The organism is Streptomyces sp. NPDC058671 (assembly GCF_042716475.1).
Classification (GTDB): Bacteria; Actinomycetota; Actinomycetes; order Streptomycetales; family Streptomycetaceae; genus Streptomyces.
Genome location: NZ_JBHXSA010000007.1, coordinates 273,111 through 295,893, shown reverse-complemented (window position 1 = coordinate 295,893; position 22,783 = coordinate 273,111). Strand labels below are relative to the sequence as shown.

Here is a 22,783-nt window from a genome sequence, read left to right as displayed (position 1 = left end):
GAAACGGGCTCGGTGCTCCGCCGGGCCGCGCCCTGCGGCAGGATGGACGCCACCTGGTCCGTACGCGTCATGCGTGTACGTACTGAAGACAACCGCTGGAGACGCCCGGTGAGTTCCCCAGACCCTCAGATTCGCGGAGCGCGAAACCACTCAACCCGGTCCGCCGCGCGCGGCCCCGTCGTCGCGGTCACCGGCGCCGCGTCCGGGGTCGGCGACCTGCTGACCAGACGCCTCGCCGCCTCCGACGAGATCAAGAAGATCATCGCCATCGACGAGCGCCGGGGCGATGTCGCCGAGGCGCACTGGCACATCCTCGACGTACGCGATCCGGCCATCGCCGAGAAGCTGCGCGGTGCCGACGTGGTCGTGCACCTCGCCGTCGACCTCGACCTGGAGACCGACCCCGCCGCCCGGACGGCCTACAACGTGCGCGGTACGCAGACCGTGCTGACCGCGGCGGCGGCGGCCGGCGTCCACCGGGTGGTGCTGTGCACCTCCGCGATGGTCTACGGCGCCCTGCCCGACAACGACATCCCGCTCTCCGAGGACGCCGAGCTCAGGGCCACCGCGGAGGCCACCGGCGTCGGCGACATGCTGGAGATCGAGCGCCTCGGCCGCCGGGCGCCCCGCGCGCACCCCGGGCTCCACGTGACCGTCGTCCGCCCCGCCGTCCTCGTCGGCGGTACGGACACGGCCCTGACCCGCTACTTCGAGTCGCCCCGGCTGCTCGTCGTCGCCGGGTCCCGGCCCACCTGGCAGTTCTGCCACGTCGACGACCTGGTCAGCGCCCTGGAGTACGCGGCCCTCGAGAAGGTCGAAGGGGAGTTCGTGGTCGGCTGCGAGGGCTGGCTGGAACAGGAGGAGGTCGAGGAGCTCTCCGGGATCCGCCGCATGGAGCTGCCCTCCGCCGTCGCCCTCGGGGCGGCGGCCCGCCTCCACCGCATCGGGCTCACCCCGTCCCCGGCGGGCGACCTCGCGTACACGATGCACCCCTGGGTGGTGAGCGTGGGACGGCTGCACGACGCCGGCTGGCGGCCGAAGTGGACGAACGAGGAGGTCCTCACGGCGCTCCTCGACGAGGTGCAGGGCCGTCACACGGTCGTCGGCCGCCGCCTGGGCCGCAAGGACGCCACGGCGGCCGGCGCGGCGGGGGCGACGGTGGCGCTGCTCGGTACGGCGGCGCTCGTCCGGCAGATGCGGAAGCGGCGCGGGATCTGACCGACGCCGGAGCCTCCGGGCCCCGTCCCGGCGGCCGTCTGTAGGACCCTCCTACCGCGGCCGCCGACCGCCGGTCGAAACCGCTATTCCGGGATCCCGCGCGCGTACGGCACGATGGGTCCATGGCACCGACGTCTGACCATCCCGGCGAGCAGGCCGCCGCCGATCCGATCAAGCTCCTCGCGATCCGGGAGACCCCGCTCTCCGTCGACGAGGTCTTCCGCGCGGTCGGGGACGACGCCTCGGGCGGCACGACGCTCTTCGTCGGCACCGTGCGCAACCACGACGGCGGCGCCGACGTCGACGCTCTGGGCTACTCCTGCCACCCCACGGCCGAGGCGGAGCTGCGCCGGGTCGCGGAGAAGGTCGTCGCCGACTATCCGGTGCGGGCGCTCGCCGCCGTGCACCGGGTGGGAGATCTCCGCGTCGGTGACCTCGCGGTCGTCGTCGCCGTCTCCTGCCCGCACCGCGGAGAGGCCTTCGAGGCCTGCCGCAAGCTCATCGACGACCTCAAGCACGAGGTCCCCATCTGGAAGCACCAGACCTTCTCGGACGGCACCGAGGAGTGGGTCGGCGCGTGCTGAAGGTTCACCCCCGGCCGGGGGTCCCCCGGCCGGAGGCTGGGGGAGGGTCGGCGCCTGCTGACGGTTCACCCCCGGCCGGGGGTCGCCCGCCGCGCCTCCGTGCCGCGGGGGCGATGCACGCCCTCGTACGCAAGGCGACCCGCCGACACCCCGTAGCCGAACGCCCGATTTGCGTAACCGCCCCCCACGCGCGAGCGTTGACCTCACAGATGAGACAGTCTGCTGATCAACTCACTGGGGACGGGAGGTCGAGATGGCAGCACTGGCCTGGTTGCTGATTCCGCTTTTCGCAGTCGTCGGCGCGGCGATATGGGGAAGCTGGGCTTCGAGGAACAAGACGATAGGTGACGTGGCCGAACTCGCCGGCTACGCCCGTTTCCGGGACGCCATGGAACGCTCCCACCTCACGACCCCCGATTCCGCTCGGCACGAGCGTGAACCGGCCGCCGCGGCCGGCGGGGTCACCACCTCGCCGTCGAGCTGACTCCGGCCCTCCTCGTACGGCCCCGCCCCACGGGTGCGCCTGTGGACGAGTCCCGTACTGTCGTTCCATGCCACGCCGCACCGCGACGATGCTCGCCTCCACCCTGGTCCTGATCTGCCTGCTCATCGCCGGCGTTCTGATCCCGGTGCCGTACGCGGAGATGAGCCCGGGCCCCACGGTCAACACCCTCGGCGAGGCCAGGGGAGAGCCCGTACTGCACATCGCGGGACGCAAGACCTACCCGACCGACGGGCACCTCAACATGACGACGGTCCGGGTCACCAGCGCGGACTACAGGATGAACGCCGTCGAGGCCGTCTACGGCTGGCTGGCCCACGACAACGTGGTGGTGCCGCACGACACGCTCTACCCGGACGGCAAGACCGAGGAGCAGTCGAGCCAGGAGAACGCCGAGGAGTTCACCCAGTCCCAGGAGAGCGCCAAGGTGGCCGCGCTCAAGGAGCTGGGGATCCCGGTGGTCTCCCGGGTCGTCGTCGGCACCGTGATCAAGGGCTCGCCCTCCGAGGGCAGGCTGCACGCCGGGGACGTGATCAAGGCCGTCGACGGTGTGCCGATCGCCGCCCAGGCCGACGTCGCCAAGCAGGTCGTCAAGCGGAAGCCGGGCCAGGACGTGGTGTTCACCGTCGTCCCCGCCAAGGAGGCGGCCGCAGCCGAGAAGGCCCGCAAGGAGCCGACCGTCACCCGGAAGGTCGTCATCACGACCACCACGTCCGAGGAGGGCGACCGGGCCGTCGTCGGCATCCAGGCCGGCACCGACCACGTCTTCCCGTTCACGATCGACATCAACCTGGCCGACGTCGGAGGCCCCAGCGCCGGGCTGATGTTCGCCCTCGGCATCGTCGACAAGCTCACCCCCGACAGCCTCACCGGCGGCCGGTTCGTCGCCGGGACCGGCACCATCGACGACGCGGGCGCGGTCGGCCCGATCGGCGGCATCGGGATGAAGCTGGTCGGCGCGCGGAACGCCGGCGCGGAGTACTTCCTCACCCCCGCCGACAACTGCGAGACCGCCGCGGCCGACATCCCCGAGGGGCTCACCCTCATCAAGGTGGACACCATCGACGACGCCACGAAGTCACTGGAGAAGCTCCGCAAGGGCGACACGAAGTCCCTGCCGAGCTGCTCGAAGAGCTGAGCGGCGTATCGCCGTGTCTCAGGACTCGAAGGTCGCGGCCAGTGCCTCGGCGAGGCCCGGTACCAGGTCGGGGCCCGTGAGGACCTCGGTCGCGGTGTCCTTCTCGCGCAGCCGGATCGCCGCCTCGCGGGCGCCGCCGCGCAGCACCGCCACCGTCATCCGTACCTCCTGTCGGTCCGGGTGGGCGGCCACCCACTTGGCGAGCTGCTTCTCGCCGAGGCCCTGCGGGACCTGGGCCTCGGCCGACGGGGGCAGCATGAGCCGTTCCACCGTCATGGCGCAGCCGGCCACGGCGTCGGGCCAGGCGATCGTGCCGAGGAAGTCGTCGAGGGGCTTTCCGCGCGGCAGCTTGTCCTGCTCGATCGGGGTGTAGGCGGTGGCATCGTCACCCAGGCCCAGCTGGGAGGCGAGCGCGGGTTCCTTGGCGCGCAGGCGCGCGGTGTCGACCAGGGCGAAGAGGCGGGCCGGCTGGTCCCAGCCGAGGCCCGCCGCGTACTCGTCGATCTCGAGCACCGCGCGGGTGAGGGGGCTCGCGGCCATCGCCGGGCCGGGGGGGGAAACGTTGGACATGACGAACATCCTGCCTCCTCTTCCCCGGAACACGGGAACTAGGTAAAGCCTCAGTAAGTTGCACCAGTGGGCTCTACGATCGCGGGGCCTGCTTTCAGACGCATCAACACCGAGGGGCGCACGTTGGCTTTCCAGATGCCGGACCGCGGCGGAGGCCCGACCGGGCCAAGGATGAGAGTCGGCCGGCCGTCCCGGCGGGCCCGTACCCTGCTCATGACACTCGGCGTGCTGGCCGTCCTCGCCATGGCGTTCGTGATGTTCGCCGGGTTCTGGACGGACTGGCTGTGGTACCGCTCGGTCGAGTACTCGTCCGTGTTCACCACCACGCTGTGGACCAAGATCGGCCTGTTCGCGGTCTTCGGCCTGCTGATGGGGCTCGCCGTCGGCGTGAACATCTGGCTGGCGTACCGGCTGCGGCCGCCGCTCAGCGCGATGTCGCTGGAGCAGCAGAGCCTCGACCGGTACCGGATGGGCCTCGCCCCGTTCAAGAAGTGGGTGCTGCTCGCGGTCACGGCCCTGGTGGCGCTGATCGCCGGCGCCTCCGCCTCCGGCCAGTGGCGTACCTGGCTGATGTGGGTCAACGGCGTGAAGTTCGGCCAGAAGGACCCGCAGTTCGGGCTCGACGTGTCGTTCTTCGCCTTCGACCTGCCCTGGTACCGCTTCCTGCTCGCCTTCGGCTTCGCCGCCGCCGTCCTGTCGCTGATCGCCGCCGCGCTCACGCACTACCTGTACGGCGGGCTGCGGGTCACGAGTCCGGGGGCGCGGGCCACGGCCGCCGCCACCGGGCACCTCTCGGTGCTGCTCGGCGTGTTCGTGTCGCTGAAGGCCGTGGCGTACTGGCTCGACCGGTACGGCCTGGCGGTGAAGTCCAGCGACTTCAAGGCCACCGGCAACTGGACCGGTCTGCGGTACGTCGACGCCAACGCGTACCTGCCGGCGAAGACCATCCTGTTCTGCATCGCCGCGATCTGCGCCGTGCTGTTCTTCGCGACGCTCTGGCGCCGCACCTGGCAGCTGCCGGTGATCGGCTTCGGCCTGATGGTGCTCTCCGCGGTCCTGATCGGCGGCCTCTACCCGGCCATCGTGCAGAAGTTCCAGGTCCAGCCGAACGAGCAGGCCAAGGAAGCGCCGTACATCCAGAAGAACATCGACGCGACCCGCAAGGCGTACGCGATCGACGGGACGAAGCTCGAGAACTACTCGGGCAAGTCGACGGTGAAGGCCAAGGACCGGCTGCGGTCGAACGCCGACTCGGCGGCCAGCTACCGCGTCCTCGACCCGAACATCGTGTCGCCGACGTTCCAGCAGCTGGAGCAGAAGCGGAAGTACTACCAGTTCCCGACGACCCTGGACGTGGACCGCTACGCGGGCAAGGACACCGTCGTGGGTCTGCGCGAGCTCAACATCAAGGGCATCCCGAAGCGCAACTGGATCAACGACCACTTCACGTACACCCACGGCTACGGCGCGATCATGGCCTCGGGTACGCAGACCGACGCCAACGGCTCTCCGGTCTTCACCGAGGCCGGTCTGCCGACCACGGGGACGCTCGGCACGTACCAGCAGCGGATCTACTACGGCGAGAAGACCGACCAGTACTCGATCGTGGGCGGCCCGCAGAAGGAGCTGGACTACGAGGAGAACGGCGAGAAGAGCACCAGCTACGAGGGCAGGAGCGGGGTCAACCTCTCCAGCACCTTCAACCGCGCCGCCTACGCGGTGGCCTTCAGCGAGCCGCAGATCCTCTACTCGGGGGCCATCGGCGAGGGTTCGCGGATCCTCTACAACCGCACCCCCAAGCAGCGCGTCGAGGCCGTCGCACCCTGGCTGACCATCGACGGTGACGCGTACCCGGCGGTCGTGGACGGCAGGATCCAGTGGATCATCGACGCCTACACGACGACCAACGGCTACCCGTACGCCTCGCGCACCACGCTCGGCGACACCACGGCCGACTCGCTGACCGTCGGCAACCAGCAGCGCGCCGTCGTCGCCCAGCAGAACCAGGTCAACTACATCCGCAACTCGGTGAAGGCCACCGTCGACGCGTACGACGGCTCGGTCACCCTCTACGAGTGGGACACCCAGGACCCGGTCCTCAAGACCTGGATGAAGGCGTTCCCCGACACGGTCAAGCCGAAGTCCGAGATCAAGGGCGACCTGCTCGACCACCTGCGCTACCCGCAGGACATGTTCAAGGTCCAGCGCGAGCTGCTGACCCGCTATCACGTCACCGACCCCGCGCAGTTCTACAGCGGCTCGGACGCCTGGCAGGTGCCGGACGACCCGACCAACAAGGAGGGCAACGCGGTCCCGCCGTACTACCTGAGCATGAAGATGCCCGGGGACGCCGCGCAGCGCTTCTCGCTGACGACGACGTTCACGCCGAACGGGCGGCCCAACCTGGGCGGCTTCATGGCGGTCGACGCCGACGCCACCAGCAAGGAGTACGGCCGGCTGAGACTGCTGCGGGTCACCGAGGACGTGCCGGGCCCGGCCCAGGTGCAGAGCAAGCTCAACGGCCTGCCCTCGGTCGCCACGTTCGTCCGGGACATGAAGGGCGCCGACTCCGACATCCAGTACGGCAACCTGCTGACCGTCCCGCTCGACGGCGGCTTCCTGTACGTGGAGCCGGTGTACGCCCAGGGACGCAACGCGCTCTACCCGCTCCTGAAGAAGGTCGCGGTGTCGTACGTGGACGCGGACCAGCCGAACGGTGACACGACCAAGGACACCACGGTGTTCGAGGACAGCCTCACCGAGGCGCTCAACGCGGTCTTCGGGGTGGACGCGCCGACCACGCCGCCCACCACGCCCACGAACCCGCCGGGCACCACCGATCCGCCGGTGACGAACGACGCCGCCCTGAAGCGGGCGATCGCCGACGCGCAGAAGGCGTACGACGCCGGGCAGACGGCTCTGCAGAAGGGCGACTGGACCGCGTACGGCAAGGCCCAGGACGACCTCCAGACGGCCCTCCAGCGGGCCGCGGAAGCCGGAGCGAAGCTCAAGTCGACGGGATCAAGCGGCTGACCTGAGGTTTTCCACCCCGCGCCCGTGATACGGTTGGTTTACCGACGCGGGGTGGAGCAGCTCGGTAGCTCGCTGGGCTCATAACCCAGAGGTCGCAGGTTCAAATCCTGTCCCCGCTACTCAGAGGACGAGGGCCCGGATCCATAAGGATCCGGGCCCTCGTCGTGTGTCGGCGTGCATGGGGGGCGCGAAGAGCGGTAGGGAAGGGGCGAGTTGGCGTGAGTCGTGTTTGACTTGTCTCTCTGTGGGCATGTCGACAAAACGCTGAGTGACCTCACTGGCTGCGGGTATACCAGGTGTGCTCGGGTTGCGGGTGGTGCGACGATGGTATTTATGGGGGACAGGGCAACTCTGTTGAAGACAGGGCGGTTTGTGCAGCGGCACGCCAGGAACGCCGCGGACGAGATCATCGAGGCAGTAAAGGCCGTCGATGCGGCCGTCGACACCACCGCCGAGACCGATGCCGACTCCGAGAACGAGACCGAGGTCGAGGCCCGCCACCGGCGGGCCGCCGAGCACGGCGACCTCGCCTCGATGAGCGCCCTCGGCGCGCTGCTGCTGCGCCGCGGTGACCTCGACGGCGCCGAGCCCTATCTGCGGGCCGCCACCGCCGAGGGCGACCGGGCCGCCGCGAACAACCTCGGGGTCCTGCTCCACCAGCGCGGATACGCCGAGGAGGCGGCCGGCTGGTGGCGGGTCGCCGCCGTCGCCGGCTCCGCGCCCGCCGCCCACGCCCTCGGCCGCCACCACCGCGAGCGCGGCGACGAACCGGCCGCCGAGTACTGGCTGCGCCAGGCCGCCGAGCAGGGCCACGCCCTCGGCGCCTACGCCCTCGCCGACCTGCTGGAGCACCGCAGCGACGTCGGCGCCGAGCGCTGGCTGCGCGCCGCCGCAGAGCAGGGCCACCGCGAGGCCGCGTACCGGCTCGCCCTCGCCCTGGAGCGCCGCGCCACCGAGACCACCCCCGGCCCGCACGACACCGGCGCCCGGCTCAGGGTCCCCGGCACGGGCGCCCTCGTGCCCACCGGCGCCGCCGCGACGGGCGCGGGGGTCACCGCCGGGCGCCCCGTCGGCGAGCCCGGGGGGGAGCCGACCGAGGCCGAGCAGTGGTTCCGGCAGGCCGCCGCCCGCGGTCACCGACGGGCCGCGCTGCACCTCGGCGCGATCCTGGAGCAGCGGGGCGAGCTCAAGGAGGCCGGCCGCTGGTACCTCAGCTCCGCCAAGGAGGGCGAGGCCAAGGCCGCCTGCGCGCTCGGCTTCCTGCTCCGCGACGCGGGCGACGAGGAGAGCGCCGCCGTGTGGTGGCTGCGGGCCGCGCAGGACGGCGACGGCAACGCCGCCAACGCGCTGGGCGCGCTGCACGCCGCCCGGGGCGAGCAGCAGACCGCCGAGCGCTGGTACCGGGCCGCCATGGACGCGGGCGACGTCAACGGGGCGTACAACCTCGGGCTGCTCTGCGCCGCCCAGGACCGCATCCCCCAGGCCGAGCAGTGGTACCGGCGCGCCGCCTACGCGGGGCACCGCGAGGCCGCCAACGCGCTCGCCGTGCTGCTCCTCCAGGCCGGCGACGCCAACGGCGCGGAGCCGTGGTTCTCCAAGGCCGCCGAGGCGGGCAGCGTGGACGCCGCGTTCAACCTGGGCATCCTCCACGCGGGCCGTGACGACGACCGTACGGCCCTCGTCTGGTACGAGCGGGCCGCGGCCGCCGGGCACACCGAGGCCGCCCTCCAGGTCGGCATCGCGGCCCTCAGGGACGGCGACGAGCGGACCGCCGAACGGCACCTGCGCTGCGCGGCCGGCGGCGGCAGCGCCGAGGCCGCCTTCCGGCTCGCCTCGGTCCTCGACGCGCGTCGCCCCGACCCCGGCTCCCCCGTCCTCGGCGCGTCCCGGGAGGAGAAGACCGAGTGCGAGGAGTGGTACGAGCGGGCCGCCCAGCAGGGGCACCGGCGCGCCCAGGTGCGGGTCGGGATGCTCGCCGCCGGGCGCGGCGACCTGGCGGAGGCCGACCGCTGGTACCGCGAGGCGGCGGAGGCGGGCAGCCGGAACGGCGCCTTCAACCTCGGGCTGCTCCTCGCCCGCGAGGGCAGCGAGCGCGAGGCCGCTCTCTGGTGGACCCGGGCCGCCCGGGCGGGTCACGGCCGTGCCGCGCTCCGGCTCGCGCTGCTCGCGGCGCGCCGCGGGGAGCTCACCGAGGGGCGCCGCTGGTGCGCCCGCGCGGTGGAGCTGGGGCCCGCGGAGGTCGCCGAACGGGCGGCCCGACTGAGCGAGGCGCTGCACCAGGAGCTCACCGCTTGACGGATTTGCGCTGGTCGGGGGCCGTCCCGTAGAGTCAGGTTCACCGACGCGGGGTGGAGCAGCTCGGTAGCTCGCTGGGCTCATAACCCAGAGGTCGCAGGTTCAAATCCTGTCCCCGCTACTCAGTAGCAACGAAGGCCCGGATCCGATTCGCTCGGATCCGGGCCTTCGTCGTGTGTCGTCGTCGGGTGTCTCGGGATCCGGAGACGCAAAAGCCCCCGCCGGAGCGGGGGCTTCGTGTGTGGCGCTCAGGCCGTGGTCGCGCAGCTCGGGCAGATGCCCCGGTACGTGACCTCGACATCGGAGATCGTGAAGCCGAAGCGCTCGGTGTCCGGCAGGTCCGCCATCGGGTCTCCGCCCGGGTGGACGTCCCGTATCGCGCCGCAGCGTCCGCACACCAGGTGCTGGTGCGGACGGTGGGCGTTGGGGTCGTAGCGCTTGGCGCGTCCGTCGGTCGCCACCTCGATGACCTCACCGAGGATGACCATCTCGCCCAGCGTGTTGTAGACGGTGGCGCGTGAGATCTCGGGGAGGCGTGTCACGGCGCGCGCGTGGACCTCGTCGGCGGTCAGGTGTACGTGATCTCCGTCGAGGACCTCGGCCACGACACGCCGCTGTGCGGTCATCCGCCAGCCGCGTCCACGCAGTCGTTCCAACAGGTCACTCATGGGGGCCAGCCTAACAGTCGGGGACCGTGATCCCGAACGGGTGTGACTTTGGAAGTTCACTTGACTTAGACAATGTCTATCGTAGGATCTGAACCGGGATCGGCCAAGGGCTTCACCGGCCCGGCCGAAGGACAGGACTCGCAGTAATGACGCAGGAGGCGCACGTGACGCAGGGACCGCTCACTACGGAGGCCGGCGCGCCGGTAGCCGACAACCAGAACAGCGAGACGGCGGGCGTCGGCGGTCCGGTCCTCGTCCAGGACCAGCTCCTCCTGGAGAAGCTCGCCCACTTCAACCGTGAGCGCATCCCGGAGCGCGTCGTCCACGCCCGCGGCGCCGGCGCCTACGGCACCTTCACGGTCACCCGTGACGTCTCGCAGTGGACGCGGGCCGCGTTCCTCTCCGAGGTCGGCAAGGAGACCGAGACCTTCCTGCGCTTCTCCACCGTCGCGGGCAACCTCGGCGCGGCCGACGCGGTCCGCGACCCCCGCGGCTGGGCGCTGAAGTTCTACACCGAAGAGGGCAACTACGACCTCGTCGGCAACAACACCCCAGTGTTCTTCATCAAGGACGCCATCAAGTTCCCCGACTTCATCCACACCCAGAAGCGCGACCCGTACACGGGTTCGCAGGAGGCGGACAACGTCTGGGACTTCTGGGGCCTCTCCCCGGAGTCGACCCACCAGGTGACCTGGCTCTTCGGCGACCGCGGCATCCCCGCCTCGTACCGCCACATGAACGGCTACGGCTCGCACACGTTCCAGTGGAACAACGAGGCCGGCGAGGTCTTCTGGGTCAAGTACCACTTCAAGACCGACCAGGGCATCAAGAACCTCACCACCGAGGAGGCCGTCCGCCTCTCGGGCGTGGACCCGGACTCGCACCAGCGGGACCTGCGCGAGGCCATCGAGCGCGGCGACTTCCCGACCTGGACCGTGCAGGTCCAGATCATGCCCGCGGCCGACGCGGCGAACTACCGCTTCAACCCGTTCGACCTCACCAAGGTGTGGCCGCACGGGGACTACCCGCCGATCGAGATCGGCAAGCTGGAGCTCAACCGCAACCCGGAGAACATCTTCGCCGAGGTCGAGCAGTCGATCTTCAGCCCGGCGCACTTCGTGCCCGGCATCGGCCCGTCCCCGGACAAGATGCTCCAGGGCCGCCTCTTCGCCTACGGCGACGCCCACCGCTACCGCGTCGGCATCAACGCCGACCACCTGCCGGTGAACCGCCCGCACGCCACCGAGGCGCGCACCAACTCCCGTGACGGCTTCCTCTACGACGGCCGCCACAAGGGCACGAAGAACTACGAGCCGAACAGCTTCGGCGGCCCGTTCCAGACGGACCGTCCGCTGTGGCAGCCGGTCCCCGTCGGCGGTGTCACCGGCGACCAGGCGGCGCCGGTCCACTCCGAGGACAACGACTTCGTGCAGGCGGGCAACCTCTACCGCCTGATGTCGGAGGACGAGAAGGGCCGCCTCGTCGAGAACCTGGCGGGCTTCATCGCCAAGGTCTCGCGCGACGACATCGCCGAGCGGGCCGTCAACAACTTCCGTCAGGCGGACGGTGACTTCGGCAAGCGGCTGGAGGCCGCGGTCCAGGCCCTGCGCGGCTGACGGCCCTTGTCGTAGGGAGGGCGGGCCGGATTCCGTACGGGATCCGGCCCGCTTTCGCATGCCCGAGGCGCGGTTCAGCCGGCGACGCTGTGCACGGGGATCCAGCAGCGGATGATGTCGCGTACGGAGACGATGCCGACGGGACCCCGGTCGTCCAGGACGACGAGGTGGCGGAATCCCCCGTGGGTCATGGCCTCGGCGGCCTTCGCCAGAGTCCAGGCCGGGGCGGCGAAGACCACGTCGCGCGTGGTGTGGGAACCCGCGGTCTCCACGTCGGGATCCTGGTCCAGGGCGAGGGAGTTGAGGATGTCGCGCTCGGTGAGGATGCCGAGCCCGGCATCGGAGTCGAGGACGACGGCCGCGCCGACGCGGCGGGCCGACATCAGCCGGGCCGCCTGCCTGAGGGTGTGGGCCGGGCCGATGGTGAGGACCACCGAACTCATGGCGTCGCTGACGAGCATGGACGGAGCCACCTCCTTGGTGAACCGTTCCCGCTCTCGACGAGAAGCCCGGCGCCGGAGACGCCTGAGAAAAGCTTCACAAGTTCACAAGCGGGGGGACTCTCAGAGTGGCACCGGGAGAGGAACCCGACAAGGGGGCGCGCGAGGCGCCCCCGGGGAGCGTCGAGGGCGCTCAGCCCTTCGCGTCCTCCTGGTTGAGGTAGCTCAGCAGCTCACCGTGGAGCAGACCGTTCGACGCAGCCGCGTTGCCGCTGTGCGGACCGTGCCGACCGTCCAGGCCCGTGTACGTACCGCCCGCCTCCTGCACCACGACCGCCACCGCCGCCATGTCCCACAGCGACAGCTCCGGCTCCGCGCAGATGTCCACGGACCCCTCCGCGACCATCATGTAGGGCCAGAAGTCCCCGTACGCCCGGGTCCGCCAGCACGCGCGCGTCAGGTCGAGGAAACCGTCGAGACGCCCCGCCTCCTCCCAACCGCTCAGCGAGGAGTACGCGAACGAGGCGTCCTCCAGGGAGGCGACCTTCGAGACACCGATCCGGGTCGCCGAGGCCAGACTGCGCCCGGTGTACGCGCCCGAGCCCTTCGCCGCCCACCAGCGCCGGCCGAGCGCCGGGGCCGACACCACGCCCACCACCGGCTGGAACCCGGTCTCCCCGGCCTCCATCAGGGCGATCAGGGTCGCCCAGACCGGCACCCCGCGCACGTAGTTCTTCGTACCGTCGATCGGGTCGATCACCCAGCGACGTGGGCCCGAGCCCTCCACGCCGTACTCCTCGCCCAGGATCGCGTCGCGCGGCCTCGCCCGCTTGAGCTGACCCCGGATCAGCTCCTCGGCCGCCTTGTCGGCCTCGCTGACCGGAGTCATGTCCGGCTTCGTCTCGACCTGCAGGTCGAGCGCCTGGAAACGGTCCATGGTGGCCGCGTCGGCGGCATCCGCGAGGACATGGGCGAGACGCAGATCATCGTGGTAATCGGCCATGGTCGGCACTCTATCTCCGGGCCGTCCCCGCGTGGAGAAGCGCCCACAGGCGCCCTTGACAGGGCGTGAACCGCTGCCGACGCTGTGCGGAGTCCCGTTCCCTCCCGGAGGTGCCCATGGCGACCGCCCGCGAGGCCCTGCTCGACGCCGCGCTCGACGCGCTCGCGCACCGGCCCTGGTCCGCCGTGCGGATGGCGGACATCGCCGCGGCCGCCCGGGTCTCCCGCCAGACCCTGTACAACGAGTTCGGCAGCAAGGAGGGACTCGCCCGCGCCCTGGTGCGGCGGGAGGCCGACACCTACCTCCACGGCGTACGGCGGCTCCTCGCCGTCCCCGCCCCGCCCGAGCGGAACCTGGTCGCCGTCGCCGAGTGGATCGTGGCCAGGGCCGCCGCCCGGCCCGTCCTCAGGGCCCTGCTCACCGGCGCCTGGGACGGACGGCTGCCGGCGCCCCGGCCCGCCAGGTCCGGCGCCCGCCCCGCGGCCGTCCCCGCCCAGCGCCGCGCCGACGAGGGGCCGCCCGCGCCGGGCGAACTGGTCGCGGCGACCGTGGCCTGCGCGGACGAGCGGTGGGCGGTCGGCTGCGAACTCGCCGTCCGGCTCGCCCTCAGCCATGTCGTGGCGCCCGCCGTCCCGTCCACGGAGGGCCGGAGGGCGGACGGTCAGTGGGAGGAGCCGGAGAGCTGGAGCCCGATCACCCCGAGGATGACCAGGGTGATCGAGACGATCTTGAGCGTGGAGACCAGGTCGCCGAGGAAGACCATGCCGTAGATCGCCGTCCCGGCTGCCCCGATCCCCGTCCACACCGCGTACGCCGGGCCCACGTCGAGCTTGCGCAGCGCGAGCGTGAGGAGACCGAAGCTGCCCAGGGCGAAGGTCGCGAAGGCGATCGTCGGCCAGAGCCGGGTGAATCCGTGCGAGAGCTTCAGACAGACCGCGAAACCGGTCTCCAGGATGCCTGCGACCACGACCAGCAGCCACGCCATCGAAAGTGCCTCCCCACGCCGTCGGTGACTGCTTCGTCGCACTCGGTGCGATTATGCACTCGCCGGTCACCATGGGCCGTGAACGCGGACGGCTCAGTCGCCCTCGCGTCGCTCCCGGGTCGAGAGCAGCCGCCGCAGCGACTCCAGGCGCGCCGGATCGGCGTGCCCGTCGGCCGCCCACGCGTCGAGCGCGCAGTCCGGCTCGTCGTGGCTGCACGCGCGCGGGCAGTTCTCCGTACCCGGTACGAGGTCGGGGAAGGCGAGGATCACCCGGGACGGATCGACGTGGTGCAGGCCGAAGGAGCGCACGCCCGGGGTGTCGATGACCCAGCCGCCCTCCTTGTCGTCCAGCGGCAGCGCGAGCGCCGAGGTGGTGGTGTGCCGGCCGCGGCCCGTGACCGCGTTGACCACACCCGTGACCCGCCGCCGGTCCGCCGGCACCAGGGCGTTGACCAGGGTCGTCTTGCCGACGCCGGAGTGCCCCACGAAGGCGGTGGTCCGCCCCTTGAGGTGCTCGTGGACCCGGTCGGCCGCGACGCCGTCCACGAACTCGTCGCGCGTGGTCACCACGTACGGCACACCCAGCGCGCCGTACATGTCGAGGAGCGTGTCCGGCGACGCCAGGTCCGACTTGGTCAGGACGAGCAGCGGGGTCAGGCCGCCGTCGTACGCGGCGACCAGACAGCGGTCGATCAGCCGGGGGCGCGGCTCCGGGTCGGCCAGCGCGGTGACGATCGCCAGCTGATCGGCGTTGGCCACGACCACCCGCTCGTACGGGTCGTCGTCGTCGGCCGTCCGGCGCAGCACCGAGCTGCGCGGGCCGATCCGCACGATCCGGGCCAGCGTGTCCTTCTCGCCGGACAGGTCCCCGACGATCTCGACCCGGTCACCGACGACGGCGGCCTTGCGGCCCAGCTCGCGCGCCTTCATCGCCGTCACGAACCGGTCGCCGACCAGACACGTGAGCCGGCCCCGGTCGACGGTGAGGACCATGCCCTCGACGGCGTCCTCGTGCTTGGGCCTGATCGTGGTACGGGGACGGGTGCCCTTGCGGTTGGGCCGCTGGCGGATGTCGTCCTCGTCGGTGTTCTTGTTGTAGCGCCGCATGGTTCAGGCCCCGAGCATTTCGGTCCACATCCGCGGGAAGTCCGGCAAGGTCTTCGCCGTCGTCGCCACGTCCTCGATCTCCACGCCCTCGACCGCGAGTCCGATGATCGCGCCCGCCGTCGCCATGCGGTGGTCGTGGTACGTGTGGAAGACACCGCCGTGCAGCGGACGCGGGCGGATGTGGAGACCGTCCTCGGTCTCGGTCACATCGCCGCCCAGCTCGTTGATCTCCTTGGTGAGCGCCGCGAGCCGGTCCGTCTCGTGCAGCCGCAGATGGGCGACCCCGCGCAGGGTCGACGGGGAGTCGGCGAGGGCCGCGACCGCCGCGATTCCCGGGGTCAGCTCGCCGACCTCGCCGAGGTCCACGTCGATGCCGTGGATCCGGCCCGTACCGGTGAACGTCAGGCCCGCCTCGGTCAGCTCGCAGGAACCACCCATATCGGTGAAGATCTCCCGCAGCGCGTCACCGGGCTGGGTGGTCCGCGCCGGCCAGTCCGGGACCGTCACCCGGCCGCCGGTCACCAGCGCGGCGGCCAGGAACGGCTGCGCGTTCGACAGGTCGGGCTCGACGACGAGGTCGCGGCCGCGCAGCGCGGACGGCGACACCCGCCACACGTCCGGCTCGCCGCCGTGCTCCGGCTCGTCGACCTGGGCGCCGACCGCGCGGAGCATGTCGACCGTCATGCGGATGTGCGGCAGCGAGGGAAGCCGCGTGCCCACGTGCCGTACCTCGACGCCCTGGTTGAAACGGGCCCCGGACAGCAGCAGGGCGCTCACGAACTGGGACGACGAGGAGGCGTCGATCTCGACCGTGCCGCCCTCGAGGCCACCCCCGCCGTGCACGGTCAGCGGCAGCGCGCCCCGGCCGTCGTCGTCGATGTGGGCACCCAGCGCGCGCAGCGCGTCGATCACGCCGTGCAGCGGGCGCTCGTGGGAGCGGGGGTCGCCGTCGAAGCGCACCGGGCCGTCGGCGAGCGCCGCGACCGGCGGCAGGAACCGCATGACCGTACCGGCGTTGCCGACGTCGACGGCGGCGGGACCGCGCAGCGGCGCCGGGATGATCCGCCAGACCTCACCGGACCCGTCGGGTCCCACGCCCTCCTCGATCCGGGCGCCGAGGGTACGAAGGGCCTCCGCCATCAGGAGGGTGTCCCGTGAGCGCAAGGGGCGCCGCAGCCAGCCGGGCTCGGAGGCCAGGGCGGCGAGGACCAGGGCCCGGTTGGTGACCGACTTCGAGCCGGGCACGGTGACGGTCGCGTCGACGGCGCCACGCGCGTACGGAGCGGGCCAGAGGTCGGTGGACGGGTCGGTGTGCGCGGAAGCAGCTGCGGTCATGGAACTCACTGTACGGGGGAGTCAGTAGCCCAGGAGCCAGCGCCCGCCGCCGATCAGGGCGCAGATCGAGACGGCGTGGAAGAAGACCAGCCACACCCCGGCGGGCACATGGGTGAGTCGCGCCAGCTGGTCCGCGTCCGAGTCCCCCGTGCCGCCCTGGCGCCGTTTCGCCTGGAGCTCGAAGGCCGGACGGACGCCGCCGAGGAGCAGGAACCAGACCACCGCGTAGGCGAAGGCCGACTGGACGTCGGGGCCGGTCAGCCAGGAGACGAGGAGGAAGGTCGCACCCGTCAGGAGGACGGTGAGGATCCCGTACGCGTTGCGGACCATCACCAGCATCGCCAGGAGCAGCGCCGTCGCGATCCACAGCAGCAGGGTGACCCGGTGGGTGCCGAGCAGGGCGGCACCGCCGAGGCCGAGCAGCGGGGCCGCGGGATAGCCGGCGGCCAGGGTGAGGACCACGCCGACACCGGTCGGGCGGCCCCGGCTCACGGTCAGTCCGCTGGTGTCCGAGTGCAGCCGGATCGCTTCGAGGCGCCGCCCGGTGGCGAGGGCGAGGAGCCCGTGGCCGCCCTCGTGGGCGATGGTGATCGCGTTGCGGGCGAGCAGCCAGAGGCGGCGGGGCACGGTGACGGCGAGGGCGGCGACGCCGGTGGCGATCACCAGCCACTCGGCCGGGGCGGCCTGGGGGTCGAAGAGGTCCATGTCTCGGGCCGCTCCTCCGGGGGTCGGGGTCGTGGCAGTCTGGCACGTATGTGCGGACGGTATGCAGCGAGTCGGCGGCCCGAGGACCTCGTCGACGCCTTCGGGATCGAGAAGTGGGAGCCTGATGAGACCCTGGCCCCCGACTGGAACGTGGCCCCCACCAAAGAGGTCTGGGCCGTTCTGGAGCGTCCTCTGAAAGACGCAGAATCGCGGGATCCGGTTCGCCAGCTGCGGGCACTGAAGTGGGGCCTCGTCCCGTCCTGGGCGAAGTCCCCGGAGGGCGCCGCCCGGATGATCAACGCGCGCGCGGAGACCCTGGACGAGAAGCCCTCCTTCAAGCGGGCCTTCGCCGCCCGCCGCTGCATCCTGCCCGCCGACGGCTACTACGAGTGGGTCACCGGCGCGGGGGAGCGCGACCTGGAGGTCGAGGGCAAGAAGAAGCGGCCCAGGAAGCAGCCCTACTTCGTGACCCCGGCCGACGGCACGGTTTTCGCCATGGCCGGCCTCTACGAGTTCTGGCGCGACCGGACCCTCCCCGACGCCCACCCCTCCGCGTGGTGGGTGACCTGCTCGGTGATCACCACAGAGGCCGAGACCGGCCCGCTGGGCGTCGCCCCCGCCGAAGGCCCGCAGTCGCTCGCCGACATCCACCCCCGGATGCCCCTGATGCTCACGCGGGACCGCTGGGACGCCTGGCTCGACCCGGCGCGCACCGACCCCGAGGAACTGCGCGGACTGCTCGCCCCGCCCCCCGGCGGCCTGATGCGGGCCTACCCCGTCGCCACCGCCGTCAGTAACGTCCGCAACAACGGACCCGAGCTGCTCGACGAGCTGGAGGGCCCGGAGATCGCCACGCTGTTCTGAGCCCCGTTCCCGGCCGGGCCGGACGGCAGGATGGGCCCGTGACCGACGTGACAGAGAACGAGACCGTTTCCACCGACGCCGGTGAGGCCCGCGTCACCTGGTACGAGGGGACGCGGCCGTGGGCCGTCCTCGCCCTCGGCCACGGCGCCGGCGGCGGTATCGAGGCCCGCGACCTGAGGGCCCTGGCCGCCGCCCTCCCCGCGCGGGGCGTGACCGTCGCCCTCGTCGAGCAGCCCTGGCGGGTCGCCGGCAAGAAGCTGGCACCCGCGCCCAGGACCCTCGACACCGGATGGCGCGGCCTCTGGCCCGCCCTCGCCCGCCCCGGCCTCCCGGTGATCGCCGGCGGCCGCAGCGCCGGGGCCCGCGTCGCCTGCCGGACCGGCCGGGAGCTCGGCGCGCTCGCCGTCCTCGCCCTGAGCTTCCCGCTGCACCCGCCGGGCAGGCCGGAGAAGTCCCGCGCCGACGAGCTCCTCGGCACCGGTCTGCCGACGCTCGTCGTCCAGGGCGGCAACGACCCCTTCGGACGGCCCGAGGAGTACCCGGACGGCCCGTACGAACTCGTCGCGATCCCGTACGGCGACCACGGCTTCGCCGTCCCCAAGCGCGCGCCCCTCGGGCAGGACGCGGCGATGGACCTGCTCGTGGACGGCGTCGCCGCGTGGATCACCGCCCTGCGCCGAACACCCCGCCCGTAGCGGGAATGTGGAGGGGGGTACCGCTGTTGTCGAGAGCGTCGGTGTGAGAGCAAAGGAAGAGGTGTCCGTCGTATGGGTTCGACCATCTGCCCGGAGCGTGCGCAGGCCGCTGACCTCGACTGGACAGTGCTGCCCGCCCCCAAGGGCGCCCTGATTCGGGCGGCGGGCGGAGCGGTTCCTCGTCTATCCTCCGAAACGAGCGGGTCCGCCCTCGGGCTCGCCGCCGCGCTGGAGGAGGTGGGTCCGGTCACTGGGACCGACACAGGGACCGACGACGGCCCCGAGGAGACGACCGAGGAGCGCAACGCGCGCTTCGAGCGGGACGCCCTCGGCTACCTCGACCAGATGTACTCGGCCGCGCTGCGCATGACGCGCAACCCCGCGGACGCGGAGGACCTCGTGCAGGAGACCTACGCCAAGGCGTACGGATCCTTCCACCAGTTCCGCGAGGGCACGAACCTCAAGGCGTGGCTGTACCGCATCCTCACGAACACCTTCATCAACTCGTACCGCAAGAAGCAGCGCGAGCCCCAGCGCAGCGCCGCCGAGGAGATCGAGGACTGGCAGCTCGCCCGCGCCGAGTCGCACATGTCGACCGGGCTGCGCTCCGCCGAGTCGCAGGCCCTCGACCACCTCCCGGACTCCGACGTAAAGGAAGCGCTCCAGGCGATTCCCGAGGAGTTCCGCATCGCCGTCTATCTCGCGGATGTCGAGGGCTTTGCGTACAAGGAGATCGCGGACATCATGGGGACACCCATCGGTACGGTGATGTCCCGACTGCACCGGGGCCGCCGCCAGCTGCGCGGCATGCTCGAGGACTACGCCCGCGACCGCGGGCTGGTTCCCGCGGGCGCCGGAGAGTCGTCGAACGATCTGAAAGGCTCGGGCTCATGAGCTGCGGAGAGCCGCACGAGACGGATTGCTCAGAGGTCCTGGATCATCTCTACGAGTTCCTCGACAAAGAGATGCCCGACAGCGACTGCACCAAGTTCGAGGTGCACTTCGAGGAGTGCTCCCCGTGCCTGGAGAAGTACGGTCTCGAGCAGGCGGTGAAGAAGCTCGTCAAGCGCTGCTGCGGCAGTGACGACGTCCCCACCGACCTGCGGGCCAAGGTCATGGGCCGGATCGACCTGATCCGCTCCGGGCACCCGGTGCCCGAGCACGAGATCACGGCGACCCTCCCGACCACGCCGGCGCCGCAGGAGTAGACCCCTCCGGCAGAGGGAACGAAGGCCGTCGCGGCACGAACGCGGCGGCCTTCGCCGTAAGTCAGCTTGTATCACCCGAAGGTGCGAATCCCCGCCGCACCGCCGCCGCCGGCCGCCCCGCTCGCTAGCGTGACAGGGATGATGGGCGTGAAGGTCATTCCACGGGCGGCCCGCGTGTACATCGGCTGCGCCCTCCTCGCCGCCGGGGCCTGCGCCCTGCCCGCGCTCCACCCCGACGCGTCCACCCCCTGGGGCACGCTCGCCCTCCTCGCCGCCCTCTACGCGCTCTGCGAGCTGCCCGGCCGCTGCCCCCTCCTCGGCCGCGCGCTGGGAAGCCCCGTCCCCATGGGCACCGGCTCCTTCTTCCCCGTGCTCCTCGCCGCCGCCCTGCTCCTGCCGCCCGCCGCCGCCGCGCTCGCCGCCCTCCCCGGCAGCCTCCTCACCCGCGTCGACACACCCCCCGCCGCACCCCGCCGCGCCTGGCGCGCCGCCGCCACGGCCCTCGCCGTCTGGGCCGCCGCACAGACCGCCGGCGCCCTCGGCGGCGCCCACGCCCTCGGACACGGCCCCGACGCCCCCGACTTCCCGTACGCGCTGCTCCCCGCGACCGCCGCCGCGCTCACCTTCTGCCTCGTCCTCACCGCCCTCGACGGCGGCATCCGCGCCACCGCCGACGGAGTGCCCCCGCGAGCCGCCTGGCGCGGACTCCTCGGCCGGGCACTCGCCCCGCACACCGTGCACGGCCTCGCCGGACTGATGATGGCCGTCCTCTGGCGCAGCACCTACGGGCCCGTCTCCGCGCTCTTCGTGCTCCTCCCCATGTACATCTCCTGCTGGGTCTTCGCCCAGTACCACCGCGAACGGGCCGCCCACCAGGCCACCATCCGCGCCCTCGTCCAGGCCGTCGACATCAAGGACCGCTACACCCGCGGCCACAGCGAACGCGTCGGCCACGCCTCCGTCCTGATCGCCCGCGAACTCGGCATGGCCGAGGACCGGCTCGACGTCGTCCGGTTCGCCGGCATCCTCCACGACGTCGGCAAACTGGGCGTCCCCACCCGCGTCCTCCGCAAGGACGGTCCCCTCACCCCGGAAGAACGCCGGATCATCGAACTGCACCCGGAGTACGGACACGAGATGGTCCGGGGCATCGGCTTCCTCGGCGAGGCGCGCGGCGCGATCCTCCACCACCACGAACGCATGGACGGCACCGGATACCCGTACGGGCTGCGCGGCGAGGACATCCCCGAGTTCGCCCGCGTGGTCGCCGTCGCCGACGCCTTCGACGCCATGACCTCCACCCGCTCCTACAGCCGCGCCCGCCCCGTCCCCACCGCCGTCGCCGAACTGGAGCGGTGCGCGGGCAGCCACTTCGACCCCCGGATGGTCGCCGCGCTCGTCCAGGCCCTGGACCGCCACGGCTGGCAGCCCGCCGTCACCGCCGACGAGACACCCCCAGGGCCCGACCGGCTGCCCCCGCCACGCGAATCCGGCGCCCCCCGCCCCACCCGGCCGGCGGAGCGGACATGAGGCCCGGGGCCGTCACCGTCGGCGCCGTCCACGGCGCCGCCCTGCTGCTGAGCCTCGCCGGCTTCGCCTCCACCCTCTGGTACGGGGTCGTCGAACCCGGCAACGCCCTCGCCTTCGGCACCCTCGTCGCCCTCGGCGAACTCGCCCGCCGGGGCGCCGCCCCCGACGAACGGGAACCGGCACCCCTCGCCGCCGCCGGAGCCCTCGCCTACGCCCTCCTCGGAGCGAGCGGCGGCACCGCCACCACCCACGGCGTCCTCCAGATCGTCGCCGTCGTCGTCGCCGCGGGCCTGGCCGGGATCGTCCCCCACCTCGCCCGGGGCAAGGACGCCCGCCCCGACCACCTCGCCCGCCGCGTCCTCACCGTCACCTTCGCCGCCCTCTGCTTCCAGCCCCTCTACAACTCCGGGGCCGTCGTCGGGCACCTCGGCCACGGCCCCTCGTACGCACTCTTCCTGCTGCTCCTGCTCGTCCTGACCGCCCTCTGCGACGCGGTGCTCGCCGCGCTCCTCCTCCGCGCCCGCACCGGATTCCCGTACGGCCCCCTCCTCCGCGACGAACTGCGGGCCCTCCTCGGCATCGGCTCCGCCGTCTGCGCCACCGGCGCCGTCATGGCGCTCGGCGTCGCCGCCGCCGGACTGTGGGCGCTGCCCGTGCTCGCCGTGCCCCTGCTCCTCGCCCAGGTCTCCTTCCGGCGGTACGCGGCCGTGCGCACCGTCAACCGGCAGACCATCGCGTCCCTCGCCCGCGCCACCGAGATCGCCGGCTGCACCCCGCCCGGCCACGCCCGCCGCGTCGCCGCCCTCAGCACCGCCGTCGGCCGCGAGCTGGGCCTCTCCGGAGCCGAGCTGACCGTCCTGGAGCAGGCGGCGCTCATGCACGACATCGGCCAGCTCTCCCTCGTCGACCCGGTCGACGGCGGCGCCACCGCACTCCTGCCCGCCGAGGAGCAGCGCAGGATCGCCCACCTGGGCGGCGAGGTCGTCCGCAGGACCGGCGTCCCCACGGCCGTCGCCGTGATCGTGGAGCGGCAGGCCGACCCGTACCGCGAGCAGCCGCTGCCCGCCCGCATCGTCCGGGCCGTGAACGCCTACGACGACCTCGCGGGCGGTGAGAGCGCGGGCGCCGCCCTCGACGCCCTGGAGCGGCTCCGGCTCGGCACCGCCCGCGACTATCACCCGGATGTCGTCGAATCCCTGGCCAGAGTCCTGGCACGGGGCGGACCCGCGGGGGTGACCTCCGCGGTCACGGGGTAACCCATGGGTAATGAGCGCGCGTCCGACCGGG

General features: G+C 72.1%; 22 protein-coding genes and 2 tRNA genes. 16 read left to right on the top strand and 8 right to left on the bottom strand.

Annotated elements, in window-relative coordinates; translation table 11 throughout:
- Positions 1-108 precede the first annotated feature (108 nt).
- From ACFWV2_RS11990 to ACFWV2_RS11975, 4 genes are all read left to right on the top strand, one after another.
- A complete protein-coding gene (locus tag ACFWV2_RS11990) occupies positions 109-1,218 on the top strand; it encodes an SDR family oxidoreductase (protein ID WP_360785994.1) in 1,110 nt (369 codons plus the stop codon).
- 122 nt (positions 1,219-1,340) lie between these two features.
- On the top strand, positions 1,341-1,802 hold the full coding sequence (locus tag ACFWV2_RS11985; protein WP_360785996.1) for a molybdenum cofactor biosynthesis protein MoaE: 462 nt from the start codon (positions 1,341-1,343) through the stop codon (positions 1,800-1,802).
- A gap of 253 nt (positions 1,803-2,055) precedes the next feature.
- On the top strand, positions 2,056-2,286 hold the full coding sequence (locus ACFWV2_RS11980) for a hypothetical protein (protein ID WP_384404878.1): 231 nt from the start codon (positions 2,056-2,058) through the stop codon (positions 2,284-2,286).
- A gap of 67 nt (positions 2,287-2,353) precedes the next feature.
- Entirely contained in the window at positions 2,354-3,442 is a 1,089-nt protein-coding gene (locus ACFWV2_RS11975) for a PDZ domain-containing protein (RefSeq protein ID WP_384404877.1), read from the top strand.
- A gap of 18 nt (positions 3,443-3,460) precedes the next feature.
- Here ACFWV2_RS11975 and ACFWV2_RS11970 read toward each other — a convergent pair whose 3' ends face one another.
- Entirely contained in the window at positions 3,461-4,012 is a 552-nt protein-coding gene (locus ACFWV2_RS11970; protein ID WP_384404876.1) for a PPA1309 family protein, read from the bottom strand.
- A 135-nt stretch (positions 4,013-4,147) separates the two neighbouring features.
- Here ACFWV2_RS11970 and ACFWV2_RS11965 point away from each other — a divergent pair, with 135 nt between their 5' ends.
- The 4 genes from ACFWV2_RS11965 to ACFWV2_RS11950 all read left to right on the top strand — a co-directional run bounded on the left by ACFWV2_RS11965 (position 4,148) and on the right by ACFWV2_RS11950 (position 9,461).
- A complete protein-coding gene (locus ACFWV2_RS11965; RefSeq protein WP_384404899.1) occupies positions 4,148-7,045 on the top strand; it encodes a UPF0182 family protein in 2,898 nt (965 codons plus the stop codon).
- A gap of 45 nt (positions 7,046-7,090) precedes the next feature.
- A tRNA-Met gene (locus ACFWV2_RS11960) sits at positions 7,091-7,164 on the top strand.
- Between the two features lie 205 nt (positions 7,165-7,369).
- Entirely contained in the window at positions 7,370-9,340 is a 1,971-nt protein-coding gene (locus ACFWV2_RS11955; protein WP_384404875.1) for a tetratricopeptide repeat protein, read from the top strand.
- Between the two features lie 47 nt (positions 9,341-9,387).
- Positions 9,388-9,461 (top strand) — tRNA-Met (locus ACFWV2_RS11950).
- Between the two features lie 127 nt (positions 9,462-9,588).
- Here ACFWV2_RS11950 and ACFWV2_RS11945 read toward each other — a convergent pair.
- Positions 9,589-10,008, bottom strand: coding sequence for a Fur family transcriptional regulator (locus ACFWV2_RS11945; protein ID WP_384404874.1), 420 nt, complete (start codon positions 10,006-10,008; stop codon positions 9,589-9,591).
- A gap of 146 nt (positions 10,009-10,154) precedes the next feature.
- Between ACFWV2_RS11945 and ACFWV2_RS11940 the strand changes: the two genes are divergently transcribed.
- Positions 10,155-11,624 carry a catalase gene (locus tag ACFWV2_RS11940; RefSeq protein WP_384404873.1) on the top strand — a complete coding sequence of 490 codons (1,470 nt, stop codon included), beginning with the start codon at positions 10,155-10,157 and terminating at the stop codon, positions 11,622-11,624.
- 74 nt (positions 11,625-11,698) lie between these two features.
- Here the strand turns inward: ACFWV2_RS11940 and ACFWV2_RS11935 are convergent, their stop codons facing one another.
- The gene (locus ACFWV2_RS11935) at positions 11,699-12,085 is read right to left on the bottom strand and encodes a CBS domain-containing protein (RefSeq protein ID WP_360786010.1); all 387 of its coding nucleotides are present in this window, start codon (positions 12,083-12,085) and stop codon (positions 11,699-11,701) included.
- Between the two features lie 172 nt (positions 12,086-12,257).
- Entirely contained in the window at positions 12,258-13,067 is an 810-nt protein-coding gene (gene hisN, locus ACFWV2_RS11930; protein ID WP_360786011.1) for a histidinol-phosphatase, read from the bottom strand.
- A gap of 116 nt (positions 13,068-13,183) precedes the next feature.
- Between hisN and ACFWV2_RS11925 the strand changes: the two genes are divergently transcribed.
- Entirely contained in the window at positions 13,184-13,837 is a 654-nt protein-coding gene (locus tag ACFWV2_RS11925) for a TetR/AcrR family transcriptional regulator (protein ID WP_384404872.1), read from the top strand.
- Here the strand turns inward: ACFWV2_RS11925 and ACFWV2_RS11920 are convergent.
- From ACFWV2_RS11920 to ACFWV2_RS11905, 4 genes are all read right to left on the bottom strand, one after another.
- Positions 13,729-14,052, bottom strand: a complete 324-nt coding sequence (locus ACFWV2_RS11920; RefSeq protein WP_360786015.1) for a multidrug efflux SMR transporter — start codon at positions 14,050-14,052, stop codon at positions 13,729-13,731. The genes ACFWV2_RS11925 and ACFWV2_RS11920 overlap by 109 nt on opposite strands.
- Before the next feature lie 93 nt (positions 14,053-14,145).
- A complete protein-coding gene (gene rsgA / locus ACFWV2_RS11915; RefSeq protein ID WP_384404871.1) occupies positions 14,146-15,159 on the bottom strand; it encodes a ribosome small subunit-dependent GTPase A in 1,014 nt (337 codons plus the stop codon).
- Positions 15,160-15,162: 3 nt separating this feature from the next.
- On the bottom strand, positions 15,163-16,494 hold the full coding sequence (gene aroA / locus ACFWV2_RS11910; RefSeq protein ID WP_384404870.1) for a 3-phosphoshikimate 1-carboxyvinyltransferase: 1,332 nt from the start codon (positions 16,492-16,494) through the stop codon (positions 15,163-15,165).
- A gap of 21 nt (positions 16,495-16,515) precedes the next feature.
- Positions 16,516-17,199, bottom strand: coding sequence for a M50 family metallopeptidase (locus ACFWV2_RS11905; RefSeq protein WP_360786021.1), 684 nt, complete (start codon positions 17,197-17,199; stop codon positions 16,516-16,518).
- A 48-nt stretch (positions 17,200-17,247) separates the two neighbouring features.
- On the opposite strand from ACFWV2_RS11905, the gene ACFWV2_RS11900 reads away from it, so the two are divergent.
- From ACFWV2_RS11900 to ACFWV2_RS11875, 6 genes are all read left to right on the top strand, one after another.
- Positions 17,248-18,063: an SOS response-associated peptidase gene (locus tag ACFWV2_RS11900; protein ID WP_384404869.1), complete on the top strand. Its 816-nt coding sequence runs from the start codon at positions 17,248-17,250 to the stop codon at positions 18,061-18,063.
- A gap of 47 nt (positions 18,064-18,110) precedes the next feature.
- Positions 18,111-18,758 carry an alpha/beta family hydrolase gene (locus ACFWV2_RS11895; protein ID WP_384404898.1) on the top strand — a complete coding sequence of 216 codons (648 nt, stop codon included), beginning with the start codon at positions 18,111-18,113 and terminating at the stop codon, positions 18,756-18,758.
- A gap of 237 nt (positions 18,759-18,995) precedes the next feature.
- Entirely contained in the window at positions 18,996-19,652 is a 657-nt protein-coding gene (locus ACFWV2_RS11890) for a sigma-70 family RNA polymerase sigma factor (protein ID WP_030207302.1), read from the top strand.
- A complete protein-coding gene (gene rsrA, locus ACFWV2_RS11885; RefSeq protein WP_360786026.1) occupies positions 19,649-19,966 on the top strand; it encodes a mycothiol system anti-sigma-R factor in 318 nt (105 codons plus the stop codon). Before ACFWV2_RS11890 ends, rsrA begins: the two co-directional genes overlap by 4 nt.
- Before the next feature lie 147 nt (positions 19,967-20,113).
- Positions 20,114-21,496 (top strand): HD-GYP domain-containing protein, encoded by a 1,383-nt coding sequence (locus ACFWV2_RS11880; RefSeq protein WP_384404868.1) that lies wholly within the window; start codon positions 20,114-20,116, stop codon positions 21,494-21,496.
- Positions 21,493-22,752 (top strand): HD-GYP domain-containing protein, encoded by a 1,260-nt coding sequence (locus ACFWV2_RS11875; protein WP_384404867.1) that lies wholly within the window; start codon positions 21,493-21,495, stop codon positions 22,750-22,752. Before ACFWV2_RS11880 ends, ACFWV2_RS11875 begins: the two co-directional genes overlap by 4 nt.
- Positions 22,753-22,783: the final 31 nt, after the last annotated feature.